Source organism: Paenibacillus puerhi (genome assembly GCF_009846885.1).
Classification (GTDB): Bacteria; Bacillota; Bacilli; order Paenibacillales; family NBRC-103111; genus Paenibacillus_G; species Paenibacillus_G puerhi.
In genome coordinates this window covers 1-12,753 of sequence record NZ_WUWM01000048.1, presented here as the reverse complement: position 1 = coordinate 12,753, position 12,753 = coordinate 1, and the positions used below count along the sequence as shown (strand labels likewise).

General features: G+C 56.6%; 9 protein-coding genes. 6 read left to right on the top strand and 3 right to left on the bottom strand.

Features of this window, described 5'->3' with window-relative positions:
• Window positions 1–127: 127 nt before the first annotated feature.
• Window positions 128–1,132: a helix-turn-helix domain-containing protein gene (locus GSF01_RS27570; protein WP_159888472.1), complete on the bottom strand. Its 1,005-nt coding sequence runs from the start codon at window positions 1,130–1,132 to the stop codon at window positions 128–130.
• Between the two features lie 203 nt (window positions 1,133–1,335).
• Between GSF01_RS27570 and GSF01_RS27565 the strand changes: the two genes are divergently transcribed.
• The gene (locus GSF01_RS27565; RefSeq protein ID WP_201305498.1) at window positions 1,336–2,067 is read left to right on the top strand and encodes a ThuA domain-containing protein; all 732 of its coding nucleotides are present in this window, start codon (window positions 1,336–1,338) and stop codon (window positions 2,065–2,067) included.
• Between the two features lie 205 nt (window positions 2,068–2,272).
• A complete protein-coding gene (locus GSF01_RS27560) occupies window positions 2,273–3,514 on the top strand; it encodes an ATP-binding protein (protein WP_159888470.1) in 1,242 nt (413 codons plus the stop codon).
• Between the two features lie 73 nt (window positions 3,515–3,587).
• Here the strand turns inward: GSF01_RS27560 and namA are convergent, their stop codons facing one another.
• Window positions 3,588–4,598, bottom strand: coding sequence for an NADPH dehydrogenase NamA (namA, locus tag GSF01_RS27555; protein ID WP_159888469.1), 1,011 nt, complete (start codon window positions 4,596–4,598; stop codon window positions 3,588–3,590).
• Window positions 4,599–5,952: 1,354 nt separating this feature from the next.
• The gene (locus GSF01_RS27550; protein ID WP_159888468.1) at window positions 5,953–6,531 is read right to left on the bottom strand and encodes a hypothetical protein; all 579 of its coding nucleotides are present in this window, start codon (window positions 6,529–6,531) and stop codon (window positions 5,953–5,955) included.
• A gap of 313 nt (window positions 6,532–6,844) precedes the next feature.
• Between GSF01_RS27550 and GSF01_RS27545 the strand changes: the two genes are divergently transcribed.
• The 4 genes from GSF01_RS27545 (at window position 6,845) to rlmD (ending at window position 11,376) form a co-directional block, all read left to right on the top strand.
• Window positions 6,845–7,135, top strand: a complete 291-nt coding sequence (locus tag GSF01_RS27545) for a YerC/YecD family TrpR-related protein (protein WP_010494821.1) — start codon at window positions 6,845–6,847, stop codon at window positions 7,133–7,135.
• 346 nt (window positions 7,136–7,481) lie between these two features.
• On the top strand, window positions 7,482–8,261 hold the full coding sequence (locus tag GSF01_RS27540) for a sirohydrochlorin chelatase (protein ID WP_159888467.1): 780 nt from the start codon (window positions 7,482–7,484) through the stop codon (window positions 8,259–8,261).
• A gap of 465 nt (window positions 8,262–8,726) precedes the next feature.
• Window positions 8,727–9,716: a diacylglycerol kinase gene (locus tag GSF01_RS27535; protein ID WP_159888466.1), complete on the top strand. Its 990-nt coding sequence runs from the start codon at window positions 8,727–8,729 to the stop codon at window positions 9,714–9,716.
• Window positions 9,703–11,376, top strand: a complete 1,674-nt coding sequence (rlmD, locus tag GSF01_RS27530) for a 23S rRNA (uracil(1939)-C(5))-methyltransferase RlmD (protein ID WP_407945808.1) — start codon at window positions 9,703–9,705, stop codon at window positions 11,374–11,376. The genes GSF01_RS27535 and rlmD overlap by 14 nt, the downstream gene beginning before the upstream one ends.
• Window positions 11,377–12,753: the final 1,377 nt, after the last annotated feature.

Genomic DNA, 12,753 nt, shown 5'->3' with positions numbered 1-12,753 from the left:
AGCTGCCGGGGGCCGCCTGCGTGAGCGCGGCGTGCAGCATGAACCATCTGCCAGGTAAGCAAAGCAAACAAACGCCGCTCGTCCTCCAGGGATCGGGCGGCATTGTTTTGCTTAGAAGCAGCTATCCTTATCGGGCGCTCTCCATCAAGGTATGAACGCCCTGCATGCGCTGCTTGAACACCTTGGGGGAGCAGTGGTTGTGACGCTTGAACAGCTTATAGAACTGGGCCATGTTCGGGATGCCGACACAGTCGCCGACTTCCGTGATGCTGAGATTTTGCGTCAGCAGCAGCCGCTCGGCGGCCTTGACCCGCTTGTAATTGACATAGTCGATGAACGAGAGACCGATCACCCGGCGGAACAGCTTAATAAAGTAATGGTAGCTGAGATGAAGCAGCTGGCATACGTCCTCGACCGTTATTTTCTCGCTCAGATGGCGGTCCACATAATCCAGCGCCGGACGCAGGCGGGTAAGGTCCGCGTCCTCGACTGCATCAAGCAGGCCCCGCGTGTCGGAGCGCAGCAGAAGCAGCAGCAGCTGTCTGATCCCGGCGCTGACGGCCAGCTCATAGCCGAGCCGGCGTTCTTGGGCCTCGCGATAGATGGTCATGATCAGAGAGCCGGCTGCCTCCTTCACAAGCGGCTGCTCGGCGAACATATAGTTAAGCTTGCTTAAAGGCTCAGTCAACTCAGAGAACGAGTTCAAGTACGGCAGGGTGCTCTGGTCGAAATGCCGGGACAGATCGACCTGAAAGACGATGTACCGCAAGAGCTCGCCCGGACTGGCGGAGTGAGTGCGATGGAGCTGCGATGAACCGAGCACCATGACATCGCCGGGACCGAGTATGGTATGCTCATACTTGGTTTGTACGCCGAGTCGTCCGTCCGTGATGAGAAGGAATTCCACTTCTTTGTGAAAATGCCACAGCCATGGGGCAGCCTTCTTCGATGCGGCCTCTGTCGAAGCGGCGGCAGACGACTCGGCAGAGGGCGCTTCAGGCGTTCCTCCGGACGATTCGGCGCCGGGAGGGGGGTCCGAGCGGATTTCCCATATTTTCAAGAACAGCAAAGGGTTCTGGTAGACTACATCTTCAATTTCGACATCCGGTTGTCCGGGGGGCAGTGGGTTCATGGCGACGGCTACCTCGCTTTTCTGACTCTTCATCAACAGGAGACAAGGGACCGCGAGTTAGCGGTTTTATCCCTTGTAGTATATCACGTCATTCGGCCGGAAAGCAGTTTTGCATATAGAACGGGCACAATTTAGCATATCTTTTCGCCTCTTGAATCACTATACTGAGAGTAACAAGTACGAAATCATGGAGGGATATGGCAATGAGCCAACAAGTACGCGTAACTGTGTGGAATGAATTTCGTCATGAAAAAGAAAACGAACACATTCGTTCCGTCTATCCCAGCGGCATCCATACCGCTATCGGCGAAGGTCTGGGCGAAGGGGTACAGGTTACCTATGCCACGCTGGATGACCCTGAGCATGGACTTAGCGAAGAGGTGCTGAACAATACCGATGTTCTGATCTGGTGGGGACATAAGGCGCATGGCGACGTACAGGATCCGATCGTGGATCGCGTTCATCAGCGGGTATTGAAGGGCATGGGCCTGATCGTGCTGCACTCCGGCCACTTCTCCAAGGTGTTCAAGAAGCTCATGGGTACCGGCTGCGATCTGAAATGGCGCGAGGCGGACGAGAAGGAGCGCATCTGGGTTGTCGCTCCGAATCATCCGATCGTGGAAGGGATCGGAGAGTATATCGACCTGGAGGAAGAGGAGATGTACGGCGAGCACTTCGACATCCCGGCTCCGGACGAGCTGATCATGGTCAGCTGGTTCGAAGGTGGCGAAGTTTTCCGCAGCGGCTGCACCTTCAGCCGGGGACAGGGCAAAATCTTCTACTTCCGTCCCGGACACGAAACGTATCCGACCTATTACAACGAGCAAATCCGCCGCGTTATTCGCAATGCGGTGTTCTGGGCGAAGCCGTCGACCCGCGAATATCCGAAGTACGGCAATCACAAGCCGCTTGAAACGATCAAAGGCAAGGGCTAGATAACCCGAAGCCAGGACGCGTAGCGACGGGCAAACATATCTATTATCAAACCGGACTGCGTTGGATAACTAGCGCAGCCGGTTTTTTTTTTGTAGAATCGGGCAGGAATGAGCAGGTTATTGGCAGGAAATGTATCCCCGAATGTCGAACGTTAGGTGATGAAATGTCACATCGATCGTTCGTCTGAAAGGGTGCATGTCATTCATGCTGACAACCTTACTAAGCAATTTGCTGTTTTTAATTTTTCCGGTCATCGGTTTGTACGTGCTTGGAGCAGACCCTCGCAGGGGTAAGAGGGGGATGGTGGTCTGTGCGCTGCTTGGCTCGGTTTCGCTTCTGTTGTGCGAATGGTTTCCGATTCCCCTGACGGACGGCTTTACCTTCAATCTGCAATACAGCATTCTGATCATCGTTTCTCTCTACGGCGGTCATCTGGTGTCGATCGTACTGACTGTGATGATGATCCTGCTGCATCTTATATGGGGCCAGGCTTCCGATGGTTACTCCTGGCTGGAGATTCTGGGCGTGTCGGCGCTGCTTCAGTACGGCATCCCGCACTTCCCCCGGTTGTCCTCCCGGTCCAGAGTCGCCGTGGTAGTGGGCTTCTCGACCTTGTCTATCCTGGTTTCCTTGTATGGCTACTTCCACACGGCTCCGAAGTCGGCTCATCCCGGGCTTAGGGTCTGTCTGCTTCTGAGCTTGATCATTCAAGGGGTAAGTGCGGGCATGGTTGCGGCCTTCATCGAAGCGATGAGACGGCAATTCGAGCTGCGGGAGGAACTGGCTCAGCTGGAGAAGCTTCGCGTGATCAGTGACCTGGCGGCCAGCGTATCTCATGAGGTGCGCAATCCGTTGACGGTGTCCCGCGGCTTCATGCAGCTGCTGCTCGAGCAGCGTGCCGATCAGGAGCCGGATTCCCGGTATTTGCGGCTTGCTCTTGAGGAAATGGCCCGGGCCGAGCATATCATCAACGATTTCCTGGCTTATGCGAAGCCTGAAGCGGAGCGAATAACCCGGCTGCGGATCGCGGATGAGCTTGGCTATGCCGCCGGTGTCATGGAATCTTATGCGCTGCTGGGGAAGGTAGAGATCCGGCTGCAGCATGAGGGCGACGGAGAGGTGCTCGGGGACCGCCAGAAATTTCGCCAGTGTCTGATCAATCTGCTGAAAAACGGAATCGAAGCGATGCCGGGAGGCGGCAGCCTCGAGATCAGGGCCGTCTACGAGCCGGGGCGGGTGTCTGTTATCATTCAGGATAGCGGCAGCGGGATGTCGCCGGAAGAGGTAAGGAATCTGGGAACGCCCTATTACACCACGAAGACCAAGGGCACGGGGCTTGGGACCATGGTCGCCTTCAGCATCGTCCGGGCGATGAAGGGCAGGATCGACGTGACGAGTACGAAAGGTGTGGGCACCCGGTTCGAGCTGCGGCTGCCGCTGTGCTAAAGAAGGAAAAAGCCGCTGTATCCGCCCCGGACAAAGGGGAGATACGGCGGCTTCTTCATGTACGCCGGGCGAATTACCAGCCGCGCAAATAGGGCTTGGGCGCTTCGAGCTTGACGTCGAGCTGCTTGGCTGCGGTACGCGGCCAGTAAGGATCGCGCAATAGCTCGCGGCCGAGGAAGATCAGGTCGGCACTGCCGGCCTGAAGAATATCCTCGGCCTGCCGTCCTTCGGTGATGAGGCCGACCGCGCCGGTCGCGATACCGGCTTCATTGCGCAGCTGGTGCGCAAACGGCACCTGATAGCCCGGACCGATATTCGGCGGAACGGCAGGAACGACAGCCCCGGAGCTGACGTCGATCAGGTCGACGCCCTGCGCCTTCAGCCTCCGGGCATAGTCGACGTAATCATCCGGGGTCAACCCTTCGGGATGATAGTCATGGGCGGAGACGCGGACGAACAGCGGTCCGTCCCATTCGCGCTTCACCGCCTCCACCACGTCATGAAGGAATTGATAGCGGCGGTCACGGTCACCGCCGTAGGCATCGTCGCGCTTGTTCGAGAGCGGCGACAAAAATTCATTGATCAGGTACCCGTGAGCGGCATGCACCTCGATCACATCGAATCCCGCTTCCCGAGCCCGGCGCGCGCCGGCGGCGAAGGCGTCGATCTCTTCCTGAATCTGCTGCAGGGTCAGAGCTTCAGGCGTCCGGCTCTTCTCATCGAAGGCGATCGCCGACGGCGCTACGATCGGACCGTCCACCTGGGCCTTGCGCCCGGCATGGGCCAGCTGGATGCCGATATGGGAGCCTTGGCCGTGCACGAGTCCGGTCAGCTCCTTCAAGCCGGCGATATGGTCATCGCTCCAGATGCCCAGGTCCTGGTCGGAGATCCGGCCCTGAGCCGTTACCGCGGTCGCCTCGACGATGATCAAGCCGACTTGGCCTGTAGCGCGCGACGGATAGTGCACGCGGTGCCAGTCGTGGACCCGTCCGCTTTTGTCCTCCGAGGCATACATGCACATCGGGGACATGACGATCCGGTTTTTCAACGTGAGGTTTTTAATGGAATAAGAAGTAAACAGCATAAAGGCTCCACATCCTTAACCGTTATTCTCTTTAATAATGTAAGTCATTAACTACATGTTTCAAGCTAACTTAATCATAGCATATCGATGGGGATATATACAAAAGCTTCTGGAAGCAAGGAGTGCATGTCTGGACAGTAACGTCATTGAAGGACCGACAAAGGCCGGATGCTCTACCGAGCTTGTCCAGTCTCGCTCATTTCTATTCAGCGTCAGCGGATAGAAGGTTGCCGGGAGGTCGGTGGAGTGGCGGAGAAGGTATCTGGGCGGCTTCGTAATGGCTTGTTGGGCATGATGGAGAGGGAGGGGAAGAGGAGAGAGAGATAGAGGAAAGGGGCAGGGGCAGGCGGCGGGGGGGTGGCGGTGGGCAGTTGGCGGTGGGCAGTTGGCGGTGGGCCGGAGGACGGCAGAAAACTTGCCGCGGCGGCTTAACCGTCGAGAGCGGTTATCTAGGGTGGGTACAGCTTGGGTTGAGCCAAGCGGAGGTGCGGGGCACACTAGTAGAACGCTCCCGAAGTAACGTTACTCGTCCCCAATGCCTGCATGGATCGGCTAACGGACATGGCGTACTCTTAGCGGTCTCACACGCCGGGAAAACCGAGAAATTGTCGCTCTAGCGGTCCGATATGTCCCTTACATTCGTATCCGTGTCCATCCCAACCACTAACGGTTTTATACGAAAAATCGCACGTATATCCCCGCCCAAGGTGAAATGAGCCGTTTTTGTACGAAAAATCGAATAAAGTGACGCATATAGTTGCTCGAAGCTTGCGTTTTATATGAAAAATCGAACAAACATTCCCGCCTAGTGTGAAAATGAGCCATTTTTGTTCGAAAAATCGTATAAAGAGGCACGTCTAGCTGATAGAACATGTCCGTTAACCGTAACCCCGCCACCGCTCCTATGTTGCTCCATTATTACATTACTTTCAGATCACTATACTGGACGTAGAGAAGCTGGGCCGCTGCGTCCTGCCGCTTGCGTCAGGGAGAGGCTGGCCGTCGGTGCAGGGACTGCGCCGGAGCAGGCCGCTCAGCTGCAGAATCGGGCGAGCATGGTGGGCATGAGAAAGCCGCCCGTGCGTGTCGCTATCACGGCGGGCGGAAAAGACGTCTCGCGTATGGATGAGCCGAGGCGAGTCGGGGGCGAGGTAAGCCGCCCTGGGCGCGGACCTATAGGGCGAAGGCGAGTCGAGGATAAGGCAAGCTGCCCCCGGGCGCGAACTTGGGGGAGCGGAGACGGGTAAGCCGTCTGTGGATGCGGCAGTTACGGACGCGCCGGGGGCAATCCGCCGTCCGCGGAGCAGAGGACGGCGTATGCCCCGTTACCTACGGCCGCCGGTCTATGTCGCCACTAACGCCGAGCTCTTGCTTTACGGGCGCCGCTCTTGCGCCTGCGGCGGCGTCTGCGGCGCGGACGCCGCTCCTCCACGATTTCTTCCTCGGCTGCTGCTGCTTTCCTTCCTTTGCCGAAGGAGCCCATTAGCAGCTTGATCATCGGAGCCATCTGCTGGACGCTCTGAACCATTTTTTGCATTTTGCCGAAGGTATCCACGATCCCGTCAATGCCGCCCAAGCGGTCGACAAGCTGCTTGACCTGCTGAATGTTGAAGCTGCTGCCGCTGCCTCCTGCCGCACTGCCTCCGCCTCCGAACAAGGAGCCTAAGCCGGAGAGCGCTCCGCCGCCCCCCTGAGCGGGAGGGAGGACCTGAGGATTGAAGGCGGCTTGCTGAACAGGCAGCTCCGCGCCGAGGCCGGGATAATTGCCTAACGCGCCTATGTCTCCATAGCCGCTCGGCGTCAGGGCGCGCGTCTGCACAGGCGGACGGGCGCCATAGCCGCCGTAATGCGGCCTTCTTGCGCCAGCCGAAGGCAGCGCTGAAGTGTGGGGATGTGCGCCGCGATTGCCGATCGTTTGTTTCGTGAAGGTCATGGTGATTCATTCCTTTATCCATGTGATCTCGCAGCTCTGCTGCGGCGGGACTTTCATCCATCATCGGTTTCCTTGTATACTGTATGTGCTAGGCGAATGGATGGTATGGACTCCTGTCACGGTTTTGTAGATTTTGGCCTATACATGATTTAGCGCACTGCCGCATAAAAAGAGTAACGTTTCACAAACGTGAAGGAAGGATTTCGTACCCGCGTGTCGAATAGGTTGAGTGTCCAATGTGTGAATCCATTGTAAACCGAACCCGATTCAGAGTAAGATAGGGTTGGATAGATCATCGAGGGGTTGAACGTTGATGCAATTGAAGAAGTTGAACGATAAAGCGATAGACCAGCTGTTTGAGGCGATATTGACGCTCAAGGATATAGAGGAATGTTATGTGTTCTTCGACGATTTGTGCACCGTGAACGAGATTCAGTCGCTATCCCAGCGGCTGGAGGTAGCGCGCATGCTGCGCAAGGGCAACACATATAACCAGATCGAAGCGGAGACGGGCGCCAGCACGGCGACGATCTCGCGGGTCAAGCGCTGCCTGAACTATGGCAATGACGGATATAAAATGACGCTGGAGCGACTCGGGCGTTAAGCGACTCCCAGTCTTCGCCATGTTTGCATGAAGCCTGGGCAGGGTGTATGGCTGAAGGCCGGCAGAAGCGGCTTAACCTGAGTCGGGCTGTATTTGGCAAGATTGTTCGGCTGGGCAAATGGAGTCGGTAAGGCCAACGAGTCTCCGTCGGTCTGTACAGACGGGGCTCAGGGTCCATGGGCCGCCCGTCTGGGTGAGCTGGCCTCGGCTCGTAGATATGCCGTTTCCGGCCGCTTGGCCGGCTCTGACAATAGCAACAAGCGAATCCTACTCGGTCGCGGCTGAGCGGGATTTTTCTTGTTCATGAGCGGAAGCGGGGCTCGTTTTTGGAGAGGGGGCACAGGGTGTGGTAAAATACGGGATATTGATCATCAGCCATGGCTCCAGAAGCCAGAAGTGGGTGAGGCTCGTGGATGAAGCCGTCCAAGCGATGCGCGTACCGGCGGGTCTCCCGGTCATCTCTTCCTATCTGGAGATCGTAGAGGGGCGCTTGATTCAGGACGGCATCGATGAGCTGGAAGGCCAGGGCGTGACGGATATCGTGGTCATCCCGCTATTTGTCTCCTCCGGCAGCACGCATATGGACGAGATCAGCTATGCGCTGGGCGTGAAGCCGTCCCCGCAGCTTCCGACAGAAATGGAGCCGTTCCGGTTGAGCGCAAGAATCCACCTGGCGGAGCCAATCGACGATGACTCGGTGATCGCGGAGATCGTGTATGAGAAGCTTCGTCCTCTGTCCGAGCGTCCGGGCGAAGAGATCGTCCTGCTCGTCGGTCACGGCAGCGTCGAGAAGGGCTTTCACCATGCCTGGCGGCAGGGGCTGGAGAAGCTGGCGGCCCGTGTTCAGGAGCTCGGCGGCTTCGCCGGAGCGGATGGCGTCATGCTGCTGCCCGATCAGGTAAAGTGGAAGCTGAAGCTGTGGAGTCGCCGTCTACCGGGATGTACGGTGCTAGTCGCTCCGCTGTTTCTGAGCGAGGGGTATTTTACCGGGCAGGTGATCCCGGAGCGCTTCGCAGGTTATGCATACCGGTACAATGGACAATCCCTGCTGCCTCATCCCGGCGTCTCGCTCTGGATGGAACGTCAGGTCAACAGGATGCTGGAGCGATGCGGATATAAGGCTTAGCTGGGGCAGGCAGGCTTGTTATGAAAGCAGCCTGGTTAAGTGCTTTTGCATGGAGCCCAGCAAATACTGCTTGTAAGGTTTATCGGCCAGAGAGCGTTGCAGTCGGCATCAAATCGGTTAAGTAAGTAGCAGCAAGAGCGATACCGCGTCTAGACGCCAGGAACCAGGAACTAGGAGCCAACCCGCTAGGCAGAACGAGGAGCGGAGAGGTGTACGGGCTTTCTATAGATTGGGGCCGCGCAGTTGGGGGAAATCTACATGGACGGCTGGCGACAGGCAGGTAGCTTGAAGGGAAGTCCAGTAGTCTTTGAGGCGAGCAGCCCTAATGAAGGGCAAAGGACGAGAGCAAGGGGCGTCCGGGCTGCTTTATTCGGGGGTCGGCAGTTCGTGGGCAAGAAAAGCAACAAAGGGGTCTAGGGTCGGGGCGCCACGGGGCGTTATATTGATGTGGACGGGTGAGATGACATGGCAGAACGGGCCAAACGGGCAAGGTTGATCTATAATCCGACTTCGGGACGCGAAGAGATGAAGAAGCGTCTACCGGAGATTTTGCAGCGTCTGGAACGCGGCGGACTGGAGACAAGCACGCATGCCACCATAGGTGAAGGCGATGCGACGCTTGCTGCGGCCGAAGCGGTGGAGCGGGGCTTCGATCTCATCATCGCCGCGGGCGGGGACGGTACGCTCTACGAGGTTATCAACGGTATGGCCGAGAAAGAAAACAGGCCGCCGCTCGGTATTTTGCCGCTGGGGACGACGAATGATTTCGCCCGGGCGCTGAACATCCCCCGCAACTGGGAGGGCGCGGTCGACGTTATTTTGCGTCAGCATGCACGCTCCATCGACGTGGGCAAGGTGAATCAGCGCTACTTCATCAACATCGCCGGGGGCGGCTCGATGACCGAGCTGACCTATGAAGTGCCCAGCAAGCTGAAAACGATGATCGGCCAGATGGCCTATTATATGAAGGGTCTGGAGAAGCTCCCGCGGCTCCGCCCGATCGAGGTCTATATCCGGACGCCGGAGGTCGAGCTGCATGAAGAGGTCATGCTCTTCCTCATCTCGAACAGCAACTCCGTCGGCGGCTTCGAGCGCCTCGCGCCGGATGCGTCGCTCAGCGACGGCTTGTTCGATGTGCTCATCCTGCGCAAGTGCAACCTCGCGGAATTCATCCGCGTCGTCTCGCTGGCGCTGCGCGGCGAGCATTTGAACGATCCGCATGTCATTTACCTGCAAACGAAGCATATCCAGGTTACCTCGCCGGACTATGTCCAGCTGAACCTCGACGGGGAGTTCGGCGGGACGCTGCCGTGCATCTTCACCAACCTGCCGCAGCATCTGCGCATTTTCGTGGATGAGACCGGGCAGACGACGTACAAGAACAATAATCCGCTGAATCTGATGAATCTGTGGAAACCGAAGACCGGAGACGATAACGAACATGAAGACGAATAAACCCAAACGCCGCGGCGGCGCAAGCCGACAACCGGACGGTGGGAAGGGTGCAATAGTTAAAGGGTTTCCTGCCTCAGGTGCAGGCCGGGGAATGGAGCCGGGGCCGGGCGCTCCAGAAACGCGGCGTCCAGCCGGTGGACCGCGATCCGGCCGCACGGCACCGGCATCGGCCGAGCTGCGCGAGCTGCCGGTGGTGAAGAACGAAGAGTACATTGCCGACATCGTAGGCCTTGGACATGAAGGAGAAGGGGTAGGCCGTGTTAATGGCTATACCCTTTTTGTTCAGGGGGCGCTGCCGGGCGAGAAGGTGCGGGTCAAAGTTCTGAAGCTGAAGAAGCAATACGGCTACGCCAAGCTGCTCGGCATCGTCGAAGCCAGCCCCGACCGCGTGGACGCGCCCTGCCCGATCTACAGCCAATGCGGTGGCTGCCAGCTGCAGCATCTGAGCTACGACGCCCAACTCCGCTGGAAGCGGCAGCTTGTCGTCGACAACCTGGAGCGAATCGGGAAACTGACGGTGGCAGGGTCTGAAGCTGTCGAGGAAGCCGGAGCGAATGCGGGAACAGAAGGGCAGCCCCGCGGCCATGCCGGCATCGTCGTACATCCGACGCTCGGCATGAGCGAGCCGTGGCGCTACCGCAACAAGGCCCAGGTGCCGATCGGGTACGGCGGCCCTGAGATTGAGGGTGGTCTTGTGGCGGGCTTCTACGCCCAAGGCAGCCACCGGATCATCGACATGGAGGCCTGTATGATCCAGCACGAGCAGAATGACGACGTCGTCCGCGCCGTCAAGCAGGCCGCAGGCTCGCTGGGCATCCGCGCGTACAATGAAGAGACCGGCCGCGGCCTGCTGCGGCATGTCGTCGCCCGCTACGGGTTCCACACGGGCGAGATCATGGTCGTGCTGGTCACCAACGGTGAGTCCATCCCGCATCGCGACGAGCTGGTGGGGCTCATCCGCGAAGCCGTCCCGGGTGTGACGAGCATCTGTCACAATATCAACACGCAGCAGACGAACGTCATCTTCGGCGAGCGGACGCTCGTGCTGTGGGGCCGCGACGTGATCTACGACACGATCGGCGACATTCGTTTCGCGATCTCGGCACGATCGTTTTATCAAGTGAATCCGGTACAGACCGAGGTGCTGTACCGGAAGGCACTGGACTTCGCCGCGTTGACCGGCGAAGAAACCGTGATCGATGCCTACTGCGGCATCGGCACGATCTCCTTATTCCTCGCCCAGCAGGCGAGGAAGGTCTACGGCGTCGAGATCGTCGCCGAAGCGATCGACGATGCCCGCGCCAATGCAGCGCTGAACGGCATCCGCAACGTTCAGTTCGAGACCGGCCCGGCCGAGGTCGTCATCCCGGCCTGGTGCGAGCAGGGCATCGCCCCGGACGTCATCGTCGTCGATCCCCCGCGCAAGGGCTGCGACGCGGCCCTGCTGGAGACGATCCTGGCGATGCGGCCGGAGCGGGTGGTGTACGTGTCGTGCAACCCGTCGACGCTGGCCCGCGACTTGCGGGTGCTGGAGGACGGCGGGTATAGGACGGTTGAGGTGCAGCCGGTGGATATGTTTCCGCATACTGTTCATGTGGAGTGCTGTGTGTCGCTAGTGAGAATTGATGTAAATAGCAATCAAAGTCATCTCAAAGCCTAAATAGTCGTATCAAAGCCTAAATAGTCGTATCAAAGCCTAAATAGTCGTGTTACGAGCTGAGCGAGATGCAGGTAAATAACTCCTGTTTTTCCTCGGCTTTTGTTTTCCCAATCGATCACCCAGACTTATAATTCAATCATTCACCGCGGCAACTTTAAGCCCTGATTTAACCTCAATCGTCTCTTTCCGGCGAGGTCATATCCAATACTTCACCCAATCGAAACCCCCTTGTCACGCCTACGGTTTCCCCATTAATGCCTCTCATTTGCTTTTCTCAGGCAATTCCCAATTCGATCCTCAATCACTAATCTCAAGCTGTTTGAATGCTTTCCCCAATCAGTTTACTTACTCAATTACCATTCCCACTTTGATCTTCCCCTGTCTATTTCTCTGCCCTCAGCATCAAACATATTTTACATTTTTTCTGCTGTTTTCTGATGATTTTCTGGTTACTATCCTGTAGATCACCGTGTTATGTGGCAAACCTTTTGTAAGGGGACAGAGTATGGGTAAATTTGATTCATAAGATTGCTTTGGTAGATCAAGTAGCTTTGTTCCCGCACTAGAAAGGTTTTTCACATATTTTATGCACTAAAGCCTGTAAAACCGATCAGCTTTTACACGTCTCCACCAATACGAGACTTTTACAAATTCACCGCACTAGAAGAGTTTTTTACAAATATCACGCACTAAGGCATGTAAAAAAAGCCTAAAATGTCGTGTCACGAGCCGAGCGAAATCCAGATTATTCACTCCTGTGTTTCCTGCGGCTCTTTTCATTTGTGGGGATTAGGGGAAAGGCATTGGAAGGGTAATGTCCCGTTCCGGAAATAAAGGGGAAATGCAGGACTGGCAAGGGCTGGCGGCGTTTTTCTTCTGTTTTCTCTCGATCATTTCCTCTGACTTTTGCTCCGGTTAGATTTCGTCCTATCCCCTGTCTTTTTCCCAATCCCTGGCACGACTTTAATTGCTTTTTTTTCCTCGATTTTCTCGTCCTGGACCCTGGTTTTCCTCTGTTTCCTATCACGACTTTAATTGCTCAGGGAATTTGGGGTAAGGGAGAAGGAAAGGCTGGGAAGCCTTGTGGCTGTAGGGATTGTGAAACGGTGCATGGGGGGGAGAAAGGTGACATGGGTGATATGACTATTTAGGATTTTGACAATTGATTGATTTAGAGCCACATTTACCTCTTTGTTGGGCTCAAGCGTAGAGTATGCTTGAGCCCTTTTAATTTATCTATTGTCTTAATATAGGGCTTGCTGAACAACTCAATTTATAAAGCGCAATGTGTTAAATCGAAAAAGGGTGAAAAAAACGAAAAAGAGACTCCGAAGTCGCTTCTCCAGATTCATGACTAAGAATTGGATGGCGATTACG

Bases quoted from the DNA above. Each gene is read 5' to 3' on its own strand.
- GSF01_RS27550 (WP_159888468.1), bottom strand. From the start codon at position 6,531: ATGACCTTCACGAAACAAACGATCGGCAATCGCGGCGCACATCCCCAC.
- GSF01_RS27560 (WP_159888470.1), top strand. From the start codon at position 2,273: ATGCTGACAACCTTACTAAGCAATTTGCTGTTTTTAATTTTTCCGGTC.
- GSF01_RS27565 (WP_201305498.1), top strand. From the start codon at position 1,336: ATGAGCCAACAAGTACGCGTAACTGTGTGGAATGAATTTCGTCATGAA.
- rlmD (WP_407945808.1), top strand. From the start codon at position 9,703: ATGAAGACGAATAAACCCAAACGCCGCGGCGGCGCAAGCCGACAACCG.
- namA (WP_159888469.1), bottom strand. From the start codon at position 4,598: ATGCTGTTTACTTCTTATTCCATTAAAAACCTCACGTTGAAAAACCGG.
- GSF01_RS27535 (WP_159888466.1), top strand. From the start codon at position 8,727: ATGGCAGAACGGGCCAAACGGGCAAGGTTGATCTATAATCCGACTTCG.
- GSF01_RS27570 (WP_159888472.1), bottom strand. From the start codon at position 1,132: ATGAACCCACTGCCCCCCGGACAACCGGATGTCGAAATTGAAGATGTA.
- GSF01_RS27545 (WP_010494821.1), top strand. From the start codon at position 6,845: ATGCAATTGAAGAAGTTGAACGATAAAGCGATAGACCAGCTGTTTGAG.